Genomic DNA, 24603 nt, shown 5'->3' with positions numbered 1-24603 from the left:
CAGGGGCGGTGATCACGGCTCGGACCTGTACTTGGCGGTCAGGCCGATGAGGAAGTTGCGCAGGATTTGATCCCCGCAATCCTGATAGTGCTTGTGATCCCTGGCGCGGAACAGGGCGCTCAGCTCGGACTTGGAGAGGTTGAAGTTCGCGAGCTTGAGGGTGCCCAGCATGTCCTCTTCCTTGTAGTTGAGGCCGATGCGCAGCTTGCGCAGGATCAGGTTGTTGTTGATCCGGTTCGGGATCACCTGGGGCGGCGCATCCTCCCGCACGCCGCGGCGCAGGGCGATGAAGCCGTCGAGAAACTGGCTCAGGGCCGAGTCCGGGCAGGCGGCGAAGCCCGCTTCCTGTGCCTCGCCCTCTTCCGCCTCCTTCATCAGCCAGCCGTGGAGCTGGGCGTGGGTGATGGCCAGATTGCCCTTGGCGAAGATCTCGACCATCTGGTCGTTGCTGATGCTGAGGGCATAGCGCAGGCGGCGCAGAATATCGTTGTTGGTCATGTTGACTCCTGTGGAAACGGCGCGATGTTACCACCTGCCGGCGTCGCCGTCAGAAAAAGCGCCTCAGTCGGCCAGGGCCAGGTAAGGGGGGGCCTCCCGCCTCACCTGCTCCAGGGCATCCTGCAGCTCCAGCAACTCGGGTTCGAGATCGCTCACGGCCACCCCGTCCCGCAGCTGCTGCTCGAGCTGGGAGAGCAGGCGTTGCAGGCCGGGCACTCCGGAGTAGGCGCAGCCGCCGTTGAGGCGGTGGAGCTGGGCCAGCACCTCGGCGTCGTCGGCCGTCCCTTCCAGGGCTGCCTCCAGCAGGGGCTCCACTTCGTCGAAGCTGGCCAGCAGCATGGTCAGCATCTCCTTGGCCAGCGCCTGCTTGCCGGCGGCCTGGCGCACGGCGAGGTCCCAGTCTATCTGTCGATCCCCGTGATTCTGGTGGCGCCGGTGGGCGAAGTCGGTGATGAGCTGCGCCAGCATCCCCTCGTCGATGGGCTTGGCCAGGTAGTCATCCATCCCCTGGCGGATCAACCGCTCCCGCTCGCCCGGGATGGCGTGGGCGGTCACCGCGACGATGGGGGTCTCGGTGTTGAGGGAGTGATGGCGGATCGCCTGGGTGGCGCTGATGCCGTCCATGACGGGCATCTGGATATCCATGAAGATGATGTCGAACGGCTGGCTCTGGGCCAGGTTGACCGCCTCCTTGCCGTTCTTGCACACCACCACCTCGGTCACCATCTCCTTGAGCATGGCGGCGATGAGCTTGAGGTTGGCGGCGTTGTCATCCACCGCCAGCACCTTGACCGCCTGCACCTTGATCTCCTGCCCGGTGCGCTGCGACGGCGCGGGCAGCGGCGCGCTCCTGGCCGCCTCGGGGGAGAGCAGGGCGTGCAGCAGCTTGCGATGGTTGATGGGTTTGGAGAGGCAGTGGACGGCACCATGGGCCAGCATGGCGTCATAGAGCGACGGCTCGTGGCTGCTGAGCATCACTATGGTGTTCTGCTGGCCGTCCAGGCCGTCGAGGCGGGCAATCACCTGCTGCGGGCTGTGCAGGGTGCTGCTGCCGATGAGCACCATGTCCTGGCTGCTCATCTGGGGCCACTCCTCGTCCACCGTCAGGGAGTGCACGTCCAGCTGCCACTCGGCCAGCAGGGCGAGCAGGGAGGCGTGGGTGAAGGGATCCGGCTCCAGCAGCCAGACCCGCTTGCCGAGGATGCGATCCAGCGGCAGCCGCTCGGTCTGAGGCAGGGGGGAGACATCCAGCTCCAGGTTGAAGGAGAAGACGGAACCCTTGCCAAGCTCGGATTCGAACCGGATCTGCCCCCCCATCTGCTGCACCAGCTTCTGGGTGATGACGAGCCCGAGGCCGGTGCCCCCATAACGGCGCGAGATCGACGAGTCGGCCTGGTTGAAGGCCTGGAACAGCTGGCGCTGCTGCTCTTCCGAGATGCCGATGCCGGTATCGCGAATGAGCACCCGCAGGCGCACCTTGTTGCCGCTCGATTCGCCGGTCTGCTCGACGCGCACGTCCACGTTGCCGCGCTCAGTGAACTTGATGGCGTTGCCGGTGAGGTTGGTGAGCACCTGCTGCAGGCGCATGGGGTCGCCGGTGAGGTAGTCCGGCACGGCGGCATCCACCTGCAGGGAGAGCTCGAGCTGCTTGTCGTGGGCGCTGGGGCCGAGCAGGTGCATGGTCTCGTTGAGGGTGTCCCGCAGGCTGAAGGGGATATGCTCCAGTTGCAGCTTGCCCGCCTCCAGCTTGGAGAAGTCGAGGATGTCGTTGATGATGCCGAGCAGGTTGCGCGCCGACTTCTCGATGGTCTGCATGTAGTCGGTCTGGCTCGGGGTCAGGCTGGTCTTGAGCAGCTGGCGGGTGAAGCCGATGACACCGTTCAAGGGCGTGCGCAGCTCGTGGGACATGTTGGCGAGGAACTCGGACTTGACCCTGGCCGCCTCCTGGGCGCGCTTCTTCGCCATGTCGAGCTCGACGTTCTGGATCTCGATCTGTTCCAGCGTCTCGCGCAGATCCGAGGTGGCCTGATCGATGTTCTGCTGCATCTCCTCATGGTATTCAGAGAGCGCCTTCGCCATGGCGTTGATGCCGTTTTTCAGCATGTCCAGCTCGCCGGTGAGTTGGCCGCTGACCCGGGTGTCGAGCCGCCCCTCCCGGATTCGGTGCACCGCCTGCACCATGTCGGTGATGGGCTGGGTCACGCTCTTGACCAGACGAAAGCCGAACAGGGTGCTGATGGCCAGACCGATGAGCACGATGACCACGGCGAAGAAGGCATCGCGATACTGCAGGACGATTGCCCTGTCCGTGGCGAGCTGCATGGAGATGTAGCCGATGACGGGCGGCTCCAGATCGCTTGGCAGCGGGAAGCCGTCCAGGCTGGTCTCGGCCTGGATGGGGGTGCGCAAGATGATGTCATCGCCATTGAAGGAGACGCTGGTCAGGGCCGGGATGACGCTGCCGTCCGGCAGGCGCAACTGGCTGAAGTCCCGATGGTAATTGGAGGTGACGAAGAGCTGGTTGTCCTGGGTGAAGACGGCGATGGACTTGATGAAGGGCGAGTTCTTGCGATGGGTGAGCCCGATCAACCGCTTGAGGGACTCGCGGCTGTGCTGGGTCATACCGTATTCGCTGGCGATGGCCAGCGGCTCTATGATGTTGATGCCCTGATCGATCAGGTTGTTTTCCAGCTGATGGTAGCGATGGAAGGTAAAGTAACCGGCGATCAGGCCGCCGATGATCAGGGTCGGCAAGATGGTAAAGGCCAGCACACGGGCTCTGAGGCCATACTTGGTCATGCTGGCAAACCGGCGGCAAGGGGGAACAAGGTCATCGCCCCGGGGGCGTGCCGGCGGAGGGGTCGGGCAGGCAATACAGTCGATGTCGCTGTACGGGGTCTCAGGCCGTATCCGGTCATATCAATGGGCCACTTTTGGTCAGAATGGGCGATGGGGCGGATGTCGCGGCTCGGGCACTCAGGCCGTATTTGGTCATACGATTATTCTTGTGGGACAATGGTCTGCCGCAGATTCCACAATCATGACATAGCCACCTATAGGCACCAAGTTTTATGGCCCAGTTTTTCAAGCCCCAAAAGAAATCCACCCAGCCCCAACGTATTGAATTTACGATAGACAGTCTGGATCACCACTGTGTCGGTGTCGGCCGTCATCAGGGCAAGGCGATCTTCGTCGAGGGGGCGCTGCCCGGCGAGCGGATCCAGGCCCGCATCATCGACGACAAGAAGCACTATGCCCACGGTGCCCTGCAGCAGGTGCTGACCCCGGCAGCCAATCGCATCGCCCCCTTCTGCGACCACTATCGCGAGTGTGGAGGTTGCAGCGCCCAGCACCTTGGGGAGGCGGATCAGCAGGCGGTCAAGGAGGCCGGTCTGGTCAGCCTGTTCGAGCGCCTCGGCAACATCCAGGCCCCGGCACTGGATCCCGTGCTGACGGGGGAGTCTCACGCCTACCGCCGGGTCTGCCGGCTGGCCATCAAGTTTGACAAGAACGGCCGCTGCACCCGGGTGGGTTTCCGCCGTCGTCAATCGAACGATCTGGTGGAGATTGCCGGCTGCCCGGTGCTGGCCGCGCCGCTCTCGGCCCTCATCGCGCCGCTGCGGGACTGCCTCAACCGTCTCAAGAGCCAGCGCGAGCTGGGTCACGCCGAGCTCATCCAGGCCGAGCAGGGCATCATGATGCTGCTGCGCCACACGGGCCGTCCCAACGAGGCGGATCGCGCCCTGCTGATCGAATTCGCGCAAGCGCAAGGGATCGACTTCTATCTGCAGGCGGCGGACGATCGCATCGAACCCCTGCGCCAGCAATTTGCACTCGATTACACACTGGATGGCCTGTCTCTTGCATTTGCCCCCGGTGACTTCATCCAGGTCAATGGCCCCATCAACCAGCGCATGGTCGAGCAGGCGCTGGCCTGGCTCGGGGCGACCCGGGACGACAAGGTGCTGGATCTCTTCTGCGGCATCGGCAACTTCACCCTGCCGCTTGCCCGTCAGGCCCGGGAAGTGGTGGGGGTCGAGGGGGAGCTGGCCATGGTGGCCCGCGCCGAGGAGAACGCCCGCCGCAACGGCATCACCAATGCCCGCTTCTACAAGGCGGACTTGAGTGGCGACATCGTCGGCATGTCCTGGGCGCGGGAGGGATTTGACCTGGTCCTGCTGGATCCGGCGAGGCCCGGCGCCCTGGAGGTGATGAGCCACGTGGTGGCACTTGCACCGAAACGGGTGGTCTATGTCTCCTGCAACCCCGTCACCCTGGCCCGGGACAGCCGGGTGCTGGTACAGGGGGGCTATCGGTTGACCCGGCTGGGGATGCTGGACATGTTCCCCCACACGGGGCATCTGGAATCCATGGCACTGTTAGAGCGAAAGTAAATGGATGTTCCCAAGCAGCGGCCATCTGGGGTCTGTGGCACTGTTCGAACGGAAGTAAATGGATGTTCCCATGCTGCGGCCACCTGGAGTCCATGGTGCTGTTTGGACTGGGGGGAACGGACGTTTGTGCCGTGCCCCGGGGCAGGAGGGAGAAGCGGTGGCATTGGTTTTCCGATGGCCGCGGCGCTGTTTGAGCGGGAGTGATTAGGGTAATCTAGATCTTCAAAAATGGACCGGATGTGGGGGAGAGCCCTGCTGCCTTGCACGGCGGCATGCCTTGAAAACTCACCCATGCATCCCCATTTGAGGCAGTCATCAGCTGATGAGGGGTAGGGAAGGCATCGGCTTTCGGCCCCACACTTTTAAGGATTGATACCATGGTTGCGGTGCGCGATATTCATTTGAAAGACAATTTCACCCTGGAGGAGTGGGTCAGTTCCCTCTCCTTAAGTGAAAGTGACAAGAATCAGCTGCGAACCGTTTACCAGTACTGTCTGACGCTGGGTGACGAGGCGCTCACCAACCGCTTGCTGGTGCGCGGCGTCGAGATGGTGGGCATACTGCTGATGCTCAGCATGGATCTCGCCACCCTCAAGGCCGCCATCCTCTACCCCTTCGTCGAAGCGGGCCTCATCGGCCAGGAAAAGGTGAACGAGGACTTCGGCGCCAAGATCGCCAAGCTGGTGGAAGGGGTGCTGGAGATGGAGGCCATCCGCTCCTTGCAGACCCTGCACCGCAGCGAAACCTCCCCGGAACAGGTCGACAACGTGCGCCGCATGCTGCTCGCCATGGTGGAGGATGTGCGCGCCGTGGTGATCAAGCTGGCGGAGCGCATCGCCTGCCTGCGGGAGGCGAAGAAGGCCGATGAAGAGACCCGGGTGCTGATGGCCCAGGAGATCACCAACATCTATGCGCCGCTCGCAAACCGCCTCGGCATCGGCCAGCTCAAGTGGGAGCTGGAGGATCTCGCCTTCCGCTACCTGCATCCGGACACCTACAAGCAGATCGCCAAGCAACTCGACGAGAAACGTCTCGATCGGGAGCGCTACATCCGCGACTTCGTACAAACCCTGCGGGATGCCCTGAAGGAGGCGGGGGTGGAGGCCGAGGTCTACGGCCGGCCGAAACACATCTACAGCATCTGGCGCAAGATGCAGAAGAAGCACCTCGAGTTCAACGAGCTGTTCGACGTGCGCGCGGTGCGGGTGATCACCAAGCGGCTGCAGGATTGCTACGCGGCGCTCGGCATAGTCCACACCCACTTCCACCACATTCCCCGCGAATTTGACGACTATGTCGCCAATCCCAAGCCCAACGGCTACCAGTCCATCCACACCGTGGTGGTGGGGGAAGAGGGCAAGACGGTGGAGATCCAGATCCGCACCGAGCAGATGCATCAGGATGCGGAGCTCGGCGTCGCCGCCCACTGGCGCTACAAGGAAGGGGCCCAGGCGGCTACCAAGACCAACACCTTCGAAGACAAGATCGAGTGGCTGCGCAAGCTTCTCGCCTGGCAGGAGGATCTCTCCGAGAGCGGCTCCCTGCTGGACGATCTGCGCAGTCAGGTGTTCGAGGACAGGGTCTATGTGTTCACCCCCAAGGGGGACGTCATCGACCTGCCGGCGGGCGCCACCCCGCTCGACTTCGCCTATCACGTGCACAGCATGATCGGCCACCGCTGCATCGGCACCAAGATAGACGGTCGCATCGTGCCCTTCACCTATACGCTGCAGACCGGCGATCAGGTGGAGGTGATCACCCAGAAGGAGCCGAACCCGAGCCGCGACTGGATGAACCCGAACGCCGGCTTCCTGCGCTCCAGCCGGGCGCGGGCCAAGGTGGCGACCTGGTTCAGGAAGCTGGATCGGGACAAGAACATCGCCGCCGGCAAGGAGTTGCTGGAGAAGGAGCTGGACAGGCACAACCTGACCCTCTCCAAGGTGGACAAGGTGGTGCTGGAACGCTTCCACGCCGAGGAGCTGGAGGACCTGCTGGCCGGCATCGGCAGCGGCGACATCCGCATCAACCAGCTGCTCAACTACCTGGACACCCGCTACAACAAGCCGACCGCCGAGGAAGAGGATCGCCGGCTGCTGGAGAAGCTGGAGCAGAAGGCCAACGTGCCGTTCCGTCCCAAGCCCAAGGACCACATCGTGGTAGAGGGGGTCGGCAATCTGATGACTCATATAGCCCGCTGCTGCCAGCCCATTCCGGGGGACGCCATCCAGGGCTTCATCACCATGGGCCGGGGTGTCTCCATCCACCGGGAGGATTGCGAGCAGCTGAAAGAGCTGTCGCGTCGCAACCCGGAGCGGCTGATCGATGCGGTCTGGGGGGAAAACTACTCCGGCGGCTACGGCCTCACCATCCGCATCCTCTCCAACGACAGATCCGGCCTGCTGCGCGACATCACGACCGTGCTCGCCAACGAGAAGATCAACGTGATGGGGGTGCGCTCGCGCTCCAACGTGCGCGAGCAGACCGCCGAGATCGACATGGAGCTGGAGATCTACAACATCAACGCCTTCAACCGGGCCCTGGCCAAGCTCAGCCAGCTCAACGACGTGATCAGCGCCAAGCGGCTGTAATGCCCAATCGACCGGCCCCAGTGGTCGGTCTGCATTTTCGCCCTCTTTGTAGCGCATTGAAGACGGATATCACGTGCCCCATCTCCTCCCGCAACTGCTCCACATCATGTGGAGCAGTTGCGGGACCTGACATTGATGAACCCCATTTACCGAATCGAAAGTGAGTTGCCCATGTCCCAACGCTACGACCTGCCCCAACTGCTCGACATCATGGCCCGCCTGCGCGACCGGGACGGGGGTTGTCCCTGGGATCTCAAGCAGAGCTTCCAGACCATAGTGCCCCACACTCTGGAGGAGGCCTATGAGGTGGCCGACGCCATCGAGACCCAGGACTGGCAGGGGTTACAGGGCGAGCTCGGGGATCTGCTGTTCCAGGTGGTGTTCTACGCCCAGCTCGGCAAGGAGCAGGGGCTGTTCGATTTCGCCGACATCGTCGACACCGTGAGCGAGAAGCTCATTCGCCGTCATCCTCACGTCTTCTCCGACGCCGACCTTGGCGACGAGCAGGCGGTGAAGGCGAACTGGGAGGCGGAAAAGGCCAAAGAGCGCGCCGCCCTCGACAAAGCGAGCGTGCTGGACGACATTCCCCTCTCGCTGCCGGCCCTGACTCGGGCCGCCAAGATCCAGAAGCGCTGCGCCACCGTCGGCTTCGACTGGAAGACCCTGGGCCCCGTGGTGGACAAGATCCACGAGGAGATCGACGAGGTGATGGAAGAGGCGCTGATGGCGGACGTGGACGAGGCGCGGGTGAGCGATGAGCTCGGCGACCTGCTGTTTGCCACCGTCAACCTGGTGCGCCATCTGGGCAAGGATCCCGAGCAGGTGCTGCGTGCTGCCAACGTCAAGTTCGAGCGTCGTTTTCGTCAGGTTGAGCAGTTTATTGCCGCGGAAGGGCTGAAAATGACGGATTGCTCCCTGGAGAAGCTGGACGCCGCCTGGTCCAAAGCCAAGGAAACCGAGCGGAGTTGAACCGTGAACATGGTGGATGGCGCCTGAGGAAACAGGCCGTCATCCGGGACGGAACCAAAGAATCCGAGCAAAGTTGATTTGGCGCAAGACGAGGTGGCGGGGAGCCTGATAGATTTTTGTTCATTGTTTGGGAGTGGGGGTTTTGGTATACTGTTTCCCCGTCCTGCTTCATCCCCGAAGCACCCCTTAAAATTCCCTAAACTTCTTTCAGGTTCAGCATGACGACCAAATATATTTTTGTGACTGGTGGCGTTGTTTCATCCCTCGGCAAAGGCATTGCCGCAGCTTCTCTGGCAGCCATTCTGGAAGCCCGTGGTCTGGATGTGACCATCATGAAACTGGACCCCTATATCAACGTGGATCCGGGCACCATGAGCCCGACCCAGCACGGTGAAGTGTTCGTGACCGAGGACGGGGCCGAGACCGATCTGGACTTGGGCCACTACGAGCGTTTCATCCGCACCAAGATGACCCGCCGCAACAACTTCACCACTGGCCGCATTTACGCTGACGTGCTGCGCAAGGAGCGTCGTGGCGACTATCTGGGCGCCACCATCCAGGTCATCCCGCACATCACCAACGCCATCAAGGAGCGGGTGATTGCCGGTGCCGAAGGCCACCAGGTCGCCATCGTCGAGGTGGGCGGCACAGTGGGCGACATCGAGTCCCTGCCGTTCCTCGAAGCCATTCGTCAGCTGGCGGCCATCGTGGGTCGCAACAACGCCATGTTCATGCACCTGACCCTGGTTCCCTACCTGGCCGCTGCCGGCGAGGTGAAGACCAAGCCGACCCAGCACTCCGTGAAGGAGCTGCTCTCCATCGGCATTCAGCCGGACGTGCTGATCTGCCGCTCCGATCGCGCCATTCCGGCCAACGAGCGCGCCAAGATCGCCCTGTTCTGCAACGTGCCCGAGCGCGCCGTCATCTCCATGAAGGACGTCGACTCCATCTACAAGATCCCGGCGCTGCTGAAATCCCAGGGGCTGGACGGCTACATCACCGAACGCTTCGGCATCGAGTGCAAAGAAGCCGACCTGGCCGAGTGGGAACAGGTCATCTATGAAGAGGCCAACCCGACTGCGGAAGTGACCATCGGCATGGTGGGCAAGTATGTCTCCCTGCCGGACGCCTACAAGTCCGTGAACGAGGCGCTCAAGCACGGTGGCCTGAAGACCCGTCTCTCCGTCAACATCAAGTACATCGATTCCCAGGACATCGAGACCCGTGGCGCCGAGCTGCTGGAAGGTCTGGATGCGATCCTGGTGCCGGGCGGCTTCGGCGAGCGCGGCGTGGAAGGCAAGATCCTGGCCGCCAAGTATGCCCGCGAGAACAAGATCCCCTACCTCGGCATCTGCCTCGGCATGCAGGTCGCCCTGATCGAATACGCCCGCAACGTGGCGGGCATGGAAGGGGCTCACTCCTCCGAATTCAAGAAAGATTGCGCCTATCCGGTCGTCGGCCTTATCACCGAGTGGGTGGATGATGAAGGCAACGTCGAGACCCGGACCGAGAAGTCCGATCTGGGTGGCACCATGCGTCTGGGTTCCCAGCTCTGCCACCTGGTGGAAGACTCCAAGGTGCGCCAGATGTACGGCAGCCCGACCATTTACGAGCGCCACCGTCATCGTTACGAAGTGAACAACAAGTTGCTGCCGCAGATTGAAGCGGCAGGCCTGAAGGTGACCGGTCTCTCCGCCGACAAGAAGCTGGTGGAAATCATCGAGATCCCGGATCACCCCTGGTTCGTGGCCGCGCAGTTCCACCCGGAGTTCACCTCGACTCCCCGTGATGGCCACGCCCTGTTCGCCGGTTTTGTGAAGGCGGCGGGCGAGTATCAGAAGCGTAATTTGAAGTAATTGAAAATAAATGCGGTTGGGGCTCTGTGCCACAGCCGCTTTTTTTGGCATATTTTTGTTGTTTTTTTACGAAACCTGAGGAAATACACATGTCCAAGATCGTTAAAGTGATCGGTCGTGAAATCATCGACTCCCGTGGTAACCCGACCGTTGAGGCCGAAGTTCACCTGGAAGGTGGTTTTGTTGGTATGGCAGCCGCTCCGTCTGGCGCGTCCACCGGTTCCCGCGAAGCGCTGGAACTGCGTGACGGCGACAAGAGCCGTTTCCTGGGTAAAGGCGTGCTGAAAGCCATCGAAGCCGTCAACGGCCCGATCGCCCAGGCTCTGCTGGGTAAAGATGCCAAGGACCAGGCCACTGTCGACCAGATCATGATCGACCTCGACGGTACTGAGAACAAATCCAAGTTCGGCGCCAACGCCATCCTGGCTGTTTCCCTGGCCAACGCCAAGGCTGCCGCTGCTGCCAAAGGCATGCCGCTGTACGCCCACATTGCCGAGCTGAACGGCACCCCGGGTGTCTACTCCATGCCGCTGCCCATGATGAACATCATCAACGGTGGTGAGCACGCCGACAACAACGTCGACATCCAGGAGTTCATGATCCAACCGGTTGGCGCCAAGACCCTGAAAGAAGCCGTCCGCATGGGCGCAGAAGTGTTCCACAACCTGGCCAAGGTGCTGAAGTCCAAGGGCTACAACACCGCCGTCGGTGACGAAGGTGGTTTCGCTCCGAACCTGAAATCCAACGCCGAAGCGCTGGAAGTGATCGCCGAAGCCGTTGCCGCTGCCGGTTACAAGCTGGGCACCGACGTGACCCTGGCCATGGACTGCGCCGCTTCCGAGTTCTACGACGCCGAGAAGAAAGAGTACAACCTGAAGGGCGAAGGTCGTGTCTTCACCTCCAACGGTTTCTCCGACTTCCTGGAAGAGCTGACTGCCAAGTTCCCGATCGTCTCCATCGAAGACGGCCTGGACGAATCTGACTGGGAAGGCTTCGCCTACCAGACCCAGAAACTGGGCAAGAAAATCCAGATCGTGGGTGACGACCTGTTCGTAACCAACACCAAGATCCTGAAGCGCGGCATCGACAACGGCATCGCCAACTCCATCCTGATCAAGTTCAACCAGATCGGTTCCCTGACCGAAACTCTGGCTGCTATCAAGATGGCCAAGGACGCTGGCTACACCGCCGTCATCTCCCACCGCTCCGGTGAGACCGAAGACGCCACCATCGCCGACCTGGCCGTGGGTACTGCTGCTGGCCAGATCAAAACCGGTTCCATGAGCCGTTCTGACCGTGTTGCCAAGTACAACCAGCTGATCCGCATCGAAGAAGCCCTGGGTGCCAAGGCTCCGTTCCGCGGTCTGAAAGAAGTGAAGAACCAGGCTTAATTTTCGCCAGCTTCCTAGCCTCCCAAAGCCCCGCCATCCGGCGGGGCTTTTTCGTATCCGCCTCGCCCATGGGCGGGCGCCATGTTTTTTATTCCGGGCACCCCATCCGCGATACAGGCTTTCTTTTGTCTTGCCTGCGAATATGGGAAACTAGGCCGCTTGAAGGAGACTCAGTGCATGCGGCTACTCACTCTTATCCTGCTCCTCCTGTTGGGAGGGCTGCAATATGACTTCTGGCTCGGGAAGAACGGCCTCTCCGACTATCGGGATCTCTCCAATGCCATCGAGCGGCAGCAGCAGGACAACCTGGTGCTCAAGGACCGCAACAACCTGATTTACCGGGAGATCGACGATCTGACCTCGGGCCTGGAGGCCATCGAGGAGCTGTCGCGCAACGATCTCGGCTATATCAAGCAGGGCGAGACCTTCTACCGCATCATTCCCAAAGAAAAAGATCAGGCCACCGAGCCTGACGGCGTACCCTACGATGACTGATCTCCACGGTGGCTTGACCGCGATAGTCCCGGCCGCGGGCATCGGCAGCCGAATGGGGGCTGAGTGCCCGAAACAGTATCTGTCGCTGGCGGGGAAGTGCATCCTGGAACACACCCTGGAGCGCCTGCTCTCCCATCCGGCCATAGCCCGGGTGATAGTGGCGCTGGCTCCCCACGACAGCTGGTTCGAGACGCTGGCCGTGGCCGCCGATCCGCGGGTGTGGCGGGTGGAAGGGGGAAGCGAGCGCGCCTGGTCGGTGCTCAACGGGTTGCATGTGGCGCAAGGGGAGTGGGTGCTGGTGCACGACGCCGCCCGTCCCTGCCTCACCCACGGCGATCTCGACCGGCTCATCGCCACCGCCATGGCGTGCGACGGCGCCATCCTCGGCAGCCGGGTGCGCGATACCATGAAGCGCACCGATGCCGCCGGCAACATCCTCGCCACCGTCGATCGCGAACAGCTCTGGCATGCCCTGACGCCCCAGATGTTCCCCACCGGCCCCCTCAGGCGGGCGCTGGAGGAGGGGCTGGCGCTGGGCGCGGCCATCACCGACGAGGCCTCCGCCATGGAGCGCGCCGGTTTCGCCGTCAGGATGGTGGAGGGGCGGGCCGACAACATCAAGGTGACCCGGCCGGAAGATCTCTCCCTGGCCGAGCTCTATTTACAGCAACAGCGTGCGCGCCAGCCGGCGCGACCCGATTCACCCACAGAGGAGCAGGCATGATCCGCTTGGAACATGGTCTTGAGGCATACCCATTCGATGGGGAAGGTTTGTGCATGATGGGGGAGCAGCAGGCATGATGCGGATCGGACATGGTTTTGACGTACACAAGTTTGGCGGTGAAGGTCCCTGCATGCTGGGCGGGGTGGCGGTGCCCTACGAACAGGGGCTGCTGGCCCACTCCGACGGTGACGTGGTGCTGCACGCGGTGAGCGATGCCCTGCTGGGGGCCATCGGCGCCGGCGACATCGGCCGCCACTTCCCCGATACCGCGGCCGAATTCAAGGGCATAGACAGCCGTATCCTGCTGCGGGACGTGTTTGCCCGGGTACGGCAGGCGGGCTATGCCATCGGCAACCTGGACGTGACCATCATCGCCCAGGCTCCCAAGATGGCGCCCCACATCGGCGCCATGTGCGCCGTGCTGGCCGCGGATCTGCAATGCGAATTGAACCGGGTGAACGTCAAGGCGACCACCACCGAACAACTGGGCTTCACGGGGCGCAAGGAAGGGATCGCCACCGAAGCCGTCGTCCTGCTGGTGAAACAATGATGCTGGAACAGCTTAGCTATCTGCACGGGGCGCCCACCGCCCGGGGCATCCTCAAGGCCGAGGCCGCCGACTTCGTGGTCAATGAAGATCTCGGGTTTGAGCCTTGTGGCGAGGGGGAGCATATCTTCGTCAGGGTGCGTAAAACCGGCGAGAACACCGCCTGGGTGGCGGGCCTGCTGGCGGATGCGGCCGGAGTCGCGCGCAACGCGGTGACCTGGGCCGGGCTGAAAGATCGCCACGCGGTGACCGAGCAGTGGTTCGGCATCCACCTGCCTGGCAAGGCAGAGCCGGATCTGTCGGTCATCGAGAGCGACAGCATCCGGATCCTGCAGGTGAAGCGCCACAACAAGAAGCTGCGAGTCGGCTACCTCAAGGGCAACCACTTCACCCTGCGTCTCACCGGACTGGAGCAGGCCGATGGCCTGGAATCCCGCCTGCAGGCCATCGCCACCCTGGGCGTGCCGAACTATTACGGCGAGCAGCGTTTCGGGCGCGAGGGCAACAACCTGGAAGCGGCCAGGGCGATGTTTGCCGGCAAGCGGATCAAGGATCGCAACAAGCGCTCCCTCTATCTCTCCGCGGCGCGCAGCATGCTGTTCAACGCCATCGTCAGCGCCCGCATCGAGCAGGGGTTGGCCCATCAGCTGTTGGCCGGTGATTGCGTGATGCTCAAGGGCAGCCACTCCATCTTCAGCGAAGAGAGCGTGACCCCCGAGCTGGAAGCGCGCCTCGCCTCCGGTGACGTGCAGCTCACCGCGCCCCAGTGGGGTCGTGGCCGACTGGCCAGCCAGGGCGTTGCCGCCGAGTTCGAGCAAGGGGTGCTGACACCCTATGCCGATTGGTGCGAGGGGCTGGAGAAGGCCGGGCTGGATCAGGACAGGCGCCCGCTGCTGCTCAAGCCGGAAGGCATGAGCTGGCAGTTGGCAGACGGGGCGCTGACCCTGTCGTTCTTCCTGCCGGCCGGCGCCTTTGCCACCAGCGTGGTACGCGAGTTAATGCAGGCCGACGAGGCCGATCACGGTTTCAGGAACTCAACCGATGCGAATTCTGGTCAGTAATGACGATGGAGTACATGCCGAGGGCATTCGCGCCCTCAGCGAGGCACTGACTGCCTGTGGCGAGGTCATCGTGGTGGCGCCGGATCGCAACCGCAGCGGCGCGAGTCACTCCCTGACGCTGGAGGTGCCGCTGCGGGTCACCCGCATCGCCGAGACCGGGTATCATGCGGTGAAGGGGACGCCGACCGACTGCGTCCACCTCGCGGTCAACGAGCTGGTGCGCCCGGAACCCGACATGGTGGTGGCCGGCATCAACCACGGCGCCAACCTGGGGGATGACGTCATCTACTCCGGCACGGTGGCGGCCGCGACCGAAGGACGTCACCTGGGGTTCCCGTCGCTGGCCATCTCCCTGGTGGGCAAGACCCATTTCGCCACGGCGGCCCACTATGCGGCCCAGCTGGTGAGGGGGATGATGGTGCATCCGCTGCCCGCCGATCAGATCCTCAACGTCAATGTGCCGGACCTGCCCCTCGATCAGATCAAGGGGATCAGGGTGACGCGTCTTGGCAACCGCCATCGCGCCGAGTCGGTGATCTGCACCGAGGATCCCCGTGGTCAGCCGGTCTACTGGATTGGTCCCCCCGGCAACCAGCAGGATGCGGGAGAGGGAACGGACTTTGCCGCCATCGAGCAGGGTTATGTCTCCATCACTCCCCTGACCATCGACATGACGGCCTACGGCAGTCTGTCGACCCTGGGCGCGTGGCTGGATCTGCAGGGATGACGTTGTGATAGTACAGCGCCTGTTGAATCAACTGATTGCCCAGGATGTGCGAGATTTCCGCGTGCTGGCGGCGATCGCGAAAGTGCCGCGCCAGCTGTTCGTGGACGAGGCCATGGCCCACAAGGCCTGGGACAATACGGCCCTGCCCATCGGTCATGGCCAGACCATCTCCCAGCCCTACATAGTGGCGCGCATGACGGAACTGCTGATCCAGAACGATCCGGCCCACGTGCTGGAGATCGGGACGGGCTCAGGCTACCAGACGGCGGTGCTGGCCCATCTGGTGGAGCATGTGTATACCGTCGAGCGGATCAAGTCCCTGCAGTTCCAGGCCAGACGCCGGCTGCGCCAGCTCGATCTGCACAATGTCTCGGCCAAGCACGGCAACGGCTGGCTGGGCTGGCCGAACAAGGGCCCCTTCGACGCCATCCTGGTGACGGCGGCGGCGAGCGAGGTGCCCAAGGCCCTGACCGATCAGCTGGCCGACGGAGGCCGTCTGGTGTTGCCGGTGGGGGATAGCCAGCAGACCCTGCAGCTGATCGAACGCTCGGGTTCCCAGCTGACCAGCCGGATCCTGGAGCCGGTGCGTTTCGTTCCCCTGATTGACGGAGATGTCGAGTGAAGTTGTTTTCCCGCCTCTATGTGCTGGTGATGCAGTGGGCACGCCACAAGTATGCCCCCTGGTATCTGGCCATCACCGCCTTCATCGAGTCCGTATTCTGGCCCATTCCGGTGGATGTGATGCTGGCTCCCATGGCCTTGGCCAAGCCCCGTCGGGCCTGGCACTATGCCGCGCTAGCGACTCTGTTTTCGGTGCTGGGCGCCCTGTTTGGTTATCTGCTCGGCTATGCCCTCTGGGAGCCCGTGGTCCAGCCGCTGGTGGCCTCGGTCGGTTATGAAGACAAGATCGCCCTGGCCGAACAGTGGTTCGAGCAGTGGGGCATCTGGGTGATTTTTATTGCCAGTTTCACGCCGATCCCCTACAAGGTGTTTACCGTCACGGCGGGCTTGCTCCATATGGCGCTATTGCCCTTCATCGTCACCTCCCTGATCGGTCGCGGCATGCGCTTTTTCCTGGTGGCAGGCCTGATGCGCTGGGGTGGGGAGAAGATGGAGCGCAAACTGATGCACTACGTGGATGTGCTCGGTTGGCTCTGTATTGGTTTGGCCGTTGCGGCCTATTTCTGGTTTAGTCGTTAAGGATCCACTATGTGTTCGCGTGTTTGGCAAGGTAGCGGTGTCGTCGTGTTGTCATGGCTGCTGCTTGCCTGCTCCTCCAGCAAGACTGCTGCCCCGGTACATAGCCTGGGCAATGATCAGATCGCCTCGACCATACCGGTCCGCCAAGGGGGGGCCAAGCCTGCTGCCCAGAGCGGGGGCTATACCGTGGTCAAAGGGGATACCCTGTACTCCATCGCGTTCCGTTCGGGCATGGACGTGGCTTCGCTCATCAGCATCAACGGCATCAGCCCTCCCTACAACATCTATCCCGGTCAGCAGCTCAGGCTGGATGGCTCGGCATCCAGCTCGGTGGTGAGCGTCGGCAGCCCGGTCAGCCGTGGCAGCGTGACGGGATCGGGCACCTATGAGGTGCGCCGTGGCGATACTCTGAGCAGCATCGGTCGCCAGTTCGGTCTCTCCAACCAGACGCTGGCACAGCGCAACAACCTCCAGGCGCCCTATGCCCTGCACGTGGGCCAGGTGCTCAACGTGGGGACTGCGGGGTCGGCCAGCGGCCAGATGGTTGTTGCCGCGACCCCGGTCGTGACCAGCACAGGCCCCAAACCACTGGCGACGGCGCCGGCAGGTACGACCACCCCGTTTATCGCTCAGAAAACGATTGCTCCTGCCTCGTCAACAGCATACGCTCAGGCGACAGAACAAAAAAACATCAGCACCAAGTCAACACTCTCCTGGCATTGGCCGACCAAAGGGCGGATCGTCGAAGGCTTCTCCGTTGCCGAACAGGGCAACAAGGGCATCGACATCTCGGGTCAAAAGGGTCAACCCATTTACGCCGCAAGTGGCGGCAAAGTGGTCTACGCGGGCAGCGCACTCAGGGGTTACGGCAAGCTGATTATTCTCAAGCACAACGATGACTACCTCTCCGCCTACGCTCACAACGACGAGCTGAGGGTCAAGGAGGGAGACAGCGTCAAGGGCGGAGCAGTTATCGCCAATATGGGTAGCACGGATGCGCCGGATGTGCGCTTGCACTTTGAAATCCGGTACAAAGGCAAGTCGATCAACCCGATGGGCTATTTGCCAAAGCGTTAACTCAGAGAGCTAGGTCTTACTCTGGTGCAGGTCAGGGAGACATATCATGAGCCAAGAACAACTGGTAATGCAGGATGCAGAGTTAGAGTTCGACGAAGAGCTGGAGGTTCAGGGGGAAGAAGAGGTTCAGGAGGTGGCGGCCGAGGCCGAAGAGACCATCTCCGATGAACTGATGGCGCCCGAGCTGAACAAGGTGATGGACGCCACCCAGCTCTATCTGGGGGAGATCGGCTTCTCCCCCCTGCTCACGGCCGAAGAGGAAGTCTACTACGCTCGCCGTGCCCTGCGCGGCGACAAAGCGGCGCGCAAGCGCATGATCGAATCCAACCTGCGCCTGGTGGTCAAGATTGCCCGGCGCTACAACAACCGCGGCCTGGTGCTGCTGGATCTTATCGAAGAGGGCAACCTCGGCCTCATCCGGGCAGTCGAAAAGTTCGACCCCGAACGGGGCTTCCGCTTCTCCACCTATGCCACCTGGTGGATCCGCCAGACCATAGAGCGGGCCATCATGAACCAGACCCGCACCATCCGTCTGCCCATCCATGTGGTCAAGGAGTTGAACGTCTACCTGCGCACCGCCCGCGAGCTCTCCCATCGTCTCGATCATGAACCGACCGCCGAGGATATCGCCTTCGCGCTGGATCGCTCCGTCGACGACGTGAATCGCATGCTCAAGCTCAACGAGAAGATCACCTCGGTGGATACCCCCATCGGTGGCGATCGCGACAAGGCGCTGCTGGACGTGCTCTCCGACGAGCGCGGCATGGGCCCTGAGCTGGAGTCCCAGGAAGATGACATGCGCAGCAGCATAGTGCACTGGCTGGAAGAGCTGAATCCCAAGCAGCGCGAGGTGCTGGCCCGCCGTTTCGGCCTGCTCGGTTATGAGCCGGCGACCCTGGAAGACGTGGGTGCCGAGATAGGGTTGACCCGGGAGCGGGTGCGCCAGATCCAGGTGGAAGGACTGCGCCGCCTGCGGGAGATCCTGCTGGGGCAGGGGCTCTCCATCGAGGCCTTGTTCAGAACCAATTAGCCTTGGACAGTGCGAATACCGTCATCAGAGACAACAAAGGGGCCATGGGCCCCTTTCTTCTAGCAATGGATCCTTTGGATCACACCGGATCCAGGGTGTCCAGCGGCCAGCGTGGCACGGCCTTGACGACCAGCGGCTCGAACACGCCCGCCTTCAGGCGCTGCATGCCGGCATAGGCGATCATGGCGCCGTTGTCGGTGCAATATTCGGTGCGTGGATAGAACACTTCTCCCTTGAGACTCTCCATCAGCTCGGCCAGCTGGGCGCGCAGATGACGGTTGGCACTGACGCCGCCGGCCACCACCAGACGGTTGAGGCCGGTCTCCTTCAGCGCGCGGCGGCACTTGATGGCCAGCGTATCGACCACCGCATCTTCAAATGCACGGGCGATATCGGCACGGGTCTGTTCGTCGTCACCGTTGGCGGCGATGGTATTGGCGGCGAAGGTCTTGAGGCCGGAGAAGCTCATGTCGAGCCCGGGACGGTCGGTCATGGGGCGCGGGAAGGTGAAGCGTCCCTTCACGCCCTTCTCCGCCAGACGGGAGAGCAGGGGGCCACCCGGGTAGTCCAGTCCCATCAGCTTGGCGGTTTTGTCGAACGCCTCGCCGGCGGCATCGTCGATGGATTCCCCCAGCAGCTGATAGCTGCCGATGCCGTCGACCCGTACCAGCATGGAGTGACCACCGGAGACCAGTAGGGCGACGAAGGGGAACTCGGGGGCCTTCTCCTCCAGCATGGGGGCCAGCAGGTGGCCTTCCATATGGTGCACCGCCACTGCCGGTTTGCCCCAGGCCATGGCCTGGGAGCGGCCTATGGTAGCCCCCACCAGGATAGCGCCAACCAGGCCAGGACCTGCGGTGTAGGCGATGCCGTCGATCTCATCCTTGCCGAGCCCAGCCTCCTTCAGGGCGGCCTGGATCAAGGGGATCGTCTTGCGGACATGATCCCGGCTGGCCAGCTCGGGAACGACGCCGCCGTAGTCCGCATGCAGCTTGACCTGGCTGTATAACTGGTGGGAAAGGATCCCTTTTTGATCATCGAAGATCGCGATCCCGGTTTCGTCACAGGATGTCTCTATGCCCAATACACGCATTGCTAAAAAATTTCACTGCTAAAATGAGACGGCTATGGTAACCTTCGCGGGTTTTTTAAACCAGAGCGATCTCTGCGGGTTTACTTTCATTCCCTGTCCAGAGTATAATTTCGCACCATTTTAAGACATGCTGATCGATTGAAGGTCAGCTAACAATTTATCACTGAGGTGAAAGGCACATGCCAGTAATCAAAGTCCGTGAAAATGAGCCGTTTGACGTTGCTCTGCGTCGCTTCAAGCGTTCTTGCGAAAAGGCCGGTATCCTGTCCGAAGTTCGTAGCCGTGAGTTCTACGAGAAGCCGACTACCATTCGCAAGCGTGCCAAAGCGTCCGCCGTCAAGCGTCACGCCAAGAAGCTGTCCCGCGAGAACGCACGTCGTATCCGCCTGTACTAATCAAGGGATCATGTCGTGTCTCTGAAGGATCAACTCAAGGATCAGCAAAAGCTCGCCATGCTTGCCAAAGACAAGGCTCGCCTGGGAGCGATCCGTTTGTTGATGGCCGAGATCAAGCAGCGTGAAGTCGATACCCGTGTCGAGCTCGATGATCAGGAGATCCTCGCTGTCGTGACCAAGATGGTCAAACAGCGCCGCGATTCCATCAGCCAGTTCGAAGCAGCCGGTCGCCAGGATCTCGCCGACAAAGAGTCCGCAGAGATCGTTGTGCTGCAGGAGTTCCTGCCGCAGCAGCTGACCGCAGCCGAGATTGCCGCCCTGATTGAGCAAGCCATCGCGCAAAGCGGGGCTGCCGTCATGGCTGACATGGGCAAGGTCATGGCTGTCTTGAAGCCGAAAATTCAGGGGCGTGCCGATGTCGGCGCCGTCAGTGCGCAGGTGAAAACCCGCTTGGCGTAACAGGCAACTCTCTTGTTTGGTCAAAGAAGCCGTGCTTCCCCGGGAATGCGCGGCTTTTTTATTTTCTATGCAATGAAACAGGACGGTTATGGCAGGCAGGATCCCGCAATCCTTTATCGATGATCTGCTCGTACGCACCGATATAGTCGAGTTGATCGACTCCCGTGTGCGGTTGAAGAAAGCCGGTAAGAACTACCAGGCTTGCTGCCCTTTTCATAACGAAAAAAGCCCCTCCTTTACCGTCAGTCAGGAGAAGCAGTTCTATCACTGCTTCGGTTGTGGCGCCCACGGCAATGCCATCGGCTTTGTCATGGAGTACGACGGGCTCGAATTTCCCGATGCCATCGAGGAGCTCGCCAGCCTGCACGGCATGCAGGTGCCCCGCGAGCAAACCTCTGGCGGGTCTGGCAATAGCCAGCCGGCCGTCAGCAAGGATCTGTTCGAGCTGATGAACCAGATCGCCCGCTTCTATGAGAGCAATCTCAAGAGTGCGCCGCAGGCGGTGGAGTATCTGAAGGGACGTGGTCTGACCGGGGAAGTGGTCAAACGCTTCAATATCGGGTATGCCCCGGGCGACTGGGACCAGGTGAGGCGGCGGTTTGGTGCCAGCCGGGATCACGAGCAACTGCTTATCTCGGGTGGCATGTTGATCCCCCGCGACAGCGGCCCCGGCAGCTATGATCGCTTCCGCGATCGCATCATGTTCCCGATCCGGGACAAACGCGGCCGGGTCATCGGCTTTGGCGGCCGGGTGCTGGGTGACGGCACCCCCAAGTACCTGAACTCGCCGGAAACCCCCATCTTCCACAAGGGGCGGGAGCTGTTCGGCCTCTATGAGGTCAAACAGGCACACAAGGATCCGCGCCGGATCCTGGTGGTGGAAGGCTATATGGACGTGGTGGCGCTCGGCCAGTACGACATCGATTATGCGGTGGCGGCGCTGGGGACTGCGACCACCAGCGATCATATCCACACCCTGTTTCGTACTACGGCCGAGGTGGTCTGCTGTTACGACGGTGACAACGCCGGTCGTGAGGCGGCCTGGCGGGCGCTGGACAACGCCCTCTCCCATCTGCAGGATGGCCGCGAGCTCAAATTCGTGTTCCTGCCAGATGGCGAAGATCCCGACTCCCTGGTGCGCCAGATTGGCAAGGGGGGATTTGAGGCCCTGCTCGACAAGGCCCAGCCCTTCGCCGACTTCATGTTTGAGCGCCTCGGGCGTGACGCAGCCCTCTCCGGTGAGGCTGGCAAGTTCGAGGTGGCCAACAAGGCTGCTGAACTGATACGCCGCGTACCGGAGGGCTTCACCCGCGAGGGGTTGATCACCCGTCTCTCCAGCATGATGCGCTGGGGGGAGAACAAGCAGCGGATCGCCGAGCTGTTTGCCAGAGGCAGTCAGCCGAAGGCCGAGGTCAACAAGCCCAAGGCTGCCAAGCTGACACCGCTGCGCCGTGCGCTGGCCCTGATGGTGCAGTATCCGGCGATCACTGCCGAGTTGCCGGCCATGCCGGAACTGGCCGGATTGCGCCTGCAGGGGATCACCTTCCTGCTGCAGCTGCATCAGCAGATCCTGACTCAGCCCGGGGTAACGACGGGTATCCTGTTGGAGCACTGGCGTGGCACCAAGGAAGGAGAAATCCTGGCCCAACTGGCGATGCACGACCTGTTTGAAGAGGTAAAACTCGACCAGGAGCCCGATATTCTGGGAGAATTACAGGATACCTTCGTCGGTTTCATCAACCTGTTTCTGAAGCAACGCATCGAGGAATTGCAGGCCAAGGTGGTGCAGGAGGGGCTAAGCTCTGAGGAAACACAGGAGCTGATGATGCTGATCAGAGAGGTGCAGATTGAGAAAAGAAATGAGAATGGGGCTTGATATTTGAGTGAGTCACCCCAATATGAACATCGTTGCCCGAATCGACGGGATGAAAAGCAAACATTTCATAACCGCCTGGCCCCGACAATACTGCGGGCAGGGGTTTCTCATGACCGACGCCGCAACCAGACATAGCATGTCTGGCGGTTTTCTATTAGAATTGGCTATTTGCGCAGCAGCGCACTGTACGCGCAACCTAGCAACACCAACCGGATGAGTTCTATGGAGCAAACCCCGCAGTCTCAGCTTAAACTCCTCGTTGCCAAAGGTAAAGAACAGGGCTACCTGACCTATGCCGAGGTGAACGATCACCTCCCGCAAGACATCGTCGATTCCGACCAGATCGAAGACATCATCCAGATGATCAACGATATGGGCATTCAAGTGGTTGAAAACGCTCCGGATGCCGATGACCTTATCATGGCTGAAGGTGGTACCGCCGATGAGGACGCTGCCGAAGCAGCGGCCCAGGCTCTGGCATCTGTTGAATCCGAGATTGGTCGCACGACCGATCCCGTCCGCATGTACATGCGGGAAATGGGTACCGTCGAACTGCTGACCCGCGAGGGCGAGATCGACATCGCCAAGCGGATCGAAGACGGTATCAATCAGGTACAAAGCTCCGTCGCCGAGTACCCGGAAGCGATCACCTATCTGCTCGAACAGTACGACAAGTACGAAGCCGAACAACTGCGCCTCTCCGACATCATCTCCGGCTTCATCGACCCGAACGAAGTGGACGATATGGCGCCGACCGCCACCCACATTGGTTCTGAGCTCAGTGAAGACGACCTCGCTGACGAAGACGAAGACGAGGACGAAGACGAGGACGAAGACGGCGATAATTCAGACGACGACGGCGACGGCGGTCCGGATCCGGAAGTCGCTCGCGAGAAGTTCGGTGAACTGCGTGCCCAGTACGAAGTCACCCGTCTCTCCATTCAGAAGAATGGCCGCGCCCACGACGACACCCAGAACGCTATCGCCCAGCTGGCCGATGTATTCCGTCAATTCCGCCTGATGCCCAAGCAGTTCGATCGCCTGGTCAACAACATGCGGGAGATGATGGAACGTGTCCGCGTGCAGGAACGCATCATCATGAAGCTCTGCGTCGAGCAGGCCAAGATGCCGAAGAAGACCTTCGTTGCTGCCTTCACCAACAACGAGTGCGAGACTGCTTGGTTCGAATACCAGAAGCAGGCCGGCAAGGCCTGGTCCCCCCGTCTGCTCGAGATGGACGAAGAGATCCTGCGCTCCATCGGCAAGCTGCAGCAGATCGAGGAAGAGACCGGTCTGTCCATCGCCCAGATCAAGGACATCAACCGCCGCATGAGCATCGGTGAGGCCAAGGCCCGCCGCGCCAAGAAAGAGATGGTCGAGGCCAACCTGCGTCTGGTTATCTCCATCGCCAAGAAGTACACCAACCGCGGTCTGCAGTTCCTGGATCTGATCCAGGAGGGCAACATCGGTCTGATGAAGGCGGTCGACAAGTTCGAATACCGTCGTGGCTACAAGTTCTCGACCTATGCGACCTGGTGGATCCGTCAGGCCATTACCCGTTCCATCGCGGATCAGGCCCGTACCATCCGTATCCCGGTGCACATGATCGAGACCATCAACAAGCTCAACCGTATCTCCCGTCAGATGCTGCAGGAGATGGGTCGCGAACCGAACCCGGAAGAGCTGGCCATGCGCATGGGCATGCCGGAAGACAAGATCCGCAAGGTACTGAAGATCGCCAAGGAGCCCATCTCCATGGAGACGCCCATCGGTGACGATGAAGACTCCCACTTGGGCGATTTCATCGAAGATACCACCCTGGCTCTGCCGGCTGATGCCGCGACCAGCGAGAGCCTGCGCAACGCCACCCGCGAAGTGCTGGCCGGCCTGACCGCTCGTGAGGCCAAGGTACTGCGGATGCGCTTCGGTATCGACATGAACACTGACCACACCCTCGAGGAAGTGGGCAAGCAGTTCGACGTCACCCGTGAGCGTATTCGTCAGATCGAGGCCAAGGCGCTGCGCAAGCTGCGCCACCCGAGCCGCTCGGAAGTGCTGCGCAGCTTCCTGGACGAGTAGTCCGAAAGCCGCATGCGTTTCCCCTCTCGAAAGCCCCGCCATGCGGGGCTTTGTTTTATCAGCACCAGCCGATGGATGACGGTGAGCAAGGGATGTGTTTGAAGATGGATAAAATCTCGCCAAGTGGTTGATCTGACTATGGAC

At 61.6% G+C, this 24603-nt stretch carries 21 protein-coding genes; 18 read left to right on the top strand and 3 right to left on the bottom strand.

Annotated elements, in window-relative coordinates; translation table 11 throughout:
- Positions 1–12: 12 nt before the first annotated feature.
- A complete protein-coding gene (locus BN1132_RS09945) occupies positions 13–498 on the bottom strand; it encodes a YehS family protein (protein WP_042077205.1) in 486 nt (161 codons plus the stop codon).
- Between the two features lie 63 nt (positions 499–561).
- A complete protein-coding gene (gene barA / locus BN1132_RS09940) occupies positions 562–3297 on the bottom strand; it encodes a two-component sensor histidine kinase BarA (protein WP_042077204.1) in 2736 nt (911 codons plus the stop codon).
- 272 nt (positions 3298–3569) lie between these two features.
- Here barA and rlmD point away from each other — a divergent pair, with 272 nt between their 5' ends.
- The 14 genes from rlmD (at position 3570) to rpoS (ending at position 18557) form a co-directional block, all read left to right on the top strand.
- Positions 3570–4892 (top strand): 23S rRNA (uracil(1939)-C(5))-methyltransferase RlmD, encoded by a 1323-nt coding sequence (gene rlmD / locus BN1132_RS09935; protein ID WP_042077203.1) that lies wholly within the window; start codon positions 3570–3572, stop codon positions 4890–4892.
- A 377-nt stretch (positions 4893–5269) separates the two neighbouring features.
- On the top strand, positions 5270–7480 hold the full coding sequence (relA, locus tag BN1132_RS09930; protein ID WP_042077201.1) for a GTP diphosphokinase: 2211 nt from the start codon (positions 5270–5272) through the stop codon (positions 7478–7480).
- A 171-nt stretch (positions 7481–7651) separates the two neighbouring features.
- Positions 7652–8449, top strand: a complete 798-nt coding sequence (gene mazG, locus BN1132_RS09925; protein ID WP_042077199.1) for a nucleoside triphosphate pyrophosphohydrolase — start codon at positions 7652–7654, stop codon at positions 8447–8449.
- 218 nt (positions 8450–8667) lie between these two features.
- Positions 8668–10305 carry a glutamine hydrolyzing CTP synthase gene (gene pyrG / locus BN1132_RS09920; RefSeq protein WP_041211063.1) on the top strand — a complete coding sequence of 546 codons (1638 nt, stop codon included), beginning with the start codon at positions 8668–8670 and terminating at the stop codon, positions 10303–10305.
- Positions 10306–10394: 89 nt separating this feature from the next.
- Positions 10395–11696 (top strand): phosphopyruvate hydratase, encoded by a 1302-nt coding sequence (gene eno / locus BN1132_RS09915; RefSeq protein ID WP_041211064.1) that lies wholly within the window; start codon positions 10395–10397, stop codon positions 11694–11696.
- A gap of 177 nt (positions 11697–11873) precedes the next feature.
- A complete protein-coding gene (gene ftsB / locus BN1132_RS09910) occupies positions 11874–12191 on the top strand; it encodes a cell division protein FtsB (RefSeq protein ID WP_041211065.1) in 318 nt (105 codons plus the stop codon).
- Positions 12184–12915: a 2-C-methyl-D-erythritol 4-phosphate cytidylyltransferase gene (gene ispD, locus BN1132_RS09905; RefSeq protein WP_042077197.1), complete on the top strand. Its 732-nt coding sequence runs from the start codon at positions 12184–12186 to the stop codon at positions 12913–12915. The genes ftsB and ispD overlap by 8 nt, the downstream gene beginning before the upstream one ends.
- 73 nt (positions 12916–12988) lie before the next feature.
- Positions 12989–13465 (top strand): 2-C-methyl-D-erythritol 2,4-cyclodiphosphate synthase, encoded by a 477-nt coding sequence (gene ispF, locus BN1132_RS09900; protein WP_042077195.1) that lies wholly within the window; start codon positions 12989–12991, stop codon positions 13463–13465.
- On the top strand, positions 13465–14523 hold the full coding sequence (gene truD / locus BN1132_RS09895; protein WP_042077253.1) for a tRNA pseudouridine(13) synthase TruD: 1059 nt from the start codon (positions 13465–13467) through the stop codon (positions 14521–14523). The genes ispF and truD overlap by 1 nt, the downstream gene beginning before the upstream one ends.
- On the top strand, positions 14504–15250 hold the full coding sequence (gene surE / locus BN1132_RS09890) for a 5'/3'-nucleotidase SurE (protein WP_042077193.1): 747 nt from the start codon (positions 14504–14506) through the stop codon (positions 15248–15250). Before truD ends, surE begins: the two co-directional genes overlap by 20 nt.
- A 4-nt stretch (positions 15251–15254) precedes the next feature.
- A complete protein-coding gene (locus BN1132_RS09885; RefSeq protein WP_042077192.1) occupies positions 15255–15872 on the top strand; it encodes a protein-L-isoaspartate(D-aspartate) O-methyltransferase in 618 nt (205 codons plus the stop codon).
- Positions 15869–16450 (top strand): YqaA family protein, encoded by a 582-nt coding sequence (locus BN1132_RS09880; RefSeq protein WP_042077190.1) that lies wholly within the window; start codon positions 15869–15871, stop codon positions 16448–16450. The genes BN1132_RS09885 and BN1132_RS09880 overlap by 4 nt, the downstream gene beginning before the upstream one ends.
- Before the next feature lie 9 nt (positions 16451–16459).
- Positions 16460–17527, top strand: coding sequence for a LysM peptidoglycan-binding domain-containing protein (locus tag BN1132_RS09875; RefSeq protein WP_042077189.1), 1068 nt, complete (start codon positions 16460–16462; stop codon positions 17525–17527).
- Positions 17528–17573: 46 nt separating this feature from the next.
- Positions 17574–18557: an RNA polymerase sigma factor RpoS gene (gene rpoS, locus BN1132_RS09870; RefSeq protein WP_042077188.1), complete on the top strand. Its 984-nt coding sequence runs from the start codon at positions 17574–17576 to the stop codon at positions 18555–18557.
- 79 nt (positions 18558–18636) lie between these two features.
- Here rpoS and tsaD read toward each other — a convergent pair whose 3' ends face one another.
- The gene (gene tsaD / locus BN1132_RS09865; RefSeq protein WP_042077186.1) at positions 18637–19650 is read right to left on the bottom strand and encodes a tRNA (adenosine(37)-N6)-threonylcarbamoyltransferase complex transferase subunit TsaD; all 1014 of its coding nucleotides are present in this window, start codon (positions 19648–19650) and stop codon (positions 18637–18639) included.
- A 179-nt stretch (positions 19651–19829) separates the two neighbouring features.
- Here tsaD and rpsU point away from each other — a divergent pair, with 179 nt between their 5' ends.
- The 4 genes from rpsU (at position 19830) to rpoD (ending at position 24459) form a co-directional block, all read left to right on the top strand.
- Complete coding sequence (rpsU, locus tag BN1132_RS09860) at positions 19830–20045, top strand: 30S ribosomal protein S21 (protein ID WP_005309452.1); 216 nt, start codon at positions 19830–19832, stop codon at positions 20043–20045.
- A 15-nt stretch (positions 20046–20060) separates the two neighbouring features.
- Complete coding sequence (locus BN1132_RS09855; protein WP_042077185.1) at positions 20061–20504, top strand: GatB/YqeY domain-containing protein; 444 nt, start codon at positions 20061–20063, stop codon at positions 20502–20504.
- 88 nt (positions 20505–20592) lie between these two features.
- Positions 20593–22380 carry a DNA primase gene (gene dnaG / locus BN1132_RS09850; RefSeq protein ID WP_042077183.1) on the top strand — a complete coding sequence of 596 codons (1788 nt, stop codon included), beginning with the start codon at positions 20593–20595 and terminating at the stop codon, positions 22378–22380.
- A 183-nt stretch (positions 22381–22563) separates the two neighbouring features.
- The gene (gene rpoD / locus BN1132_RS09845) at positions 22564–24459 is read left to right on the top strand and encodes an RNA polymerase sigma factor RpoD (RefSeq protein WP_318163315.1); all 1896 of its coding nucleotides are present in this window, start codon (positions 22564–22566) and stop codon (positions 24457–24459) included.
- Positions 24460–24603: the final 144 nt, after the last annotated feature.

This window comes from Aeromonas sanarellii (genome assembly GCF_000820085.1).
GTDB classification, from domain to species: domain Bacteria; phylum Pseudomonadota; class Gammaproteobacteria; order Enterobacterales; family Aeromonadaceae; genus Aeromonas; species Aeromonas sanarellii.
The sequence above is the reverse complement of the archived record's forward strand: the minus strand, read 5'-3'. Positions and strand labels throughout refer to the sequence as shown.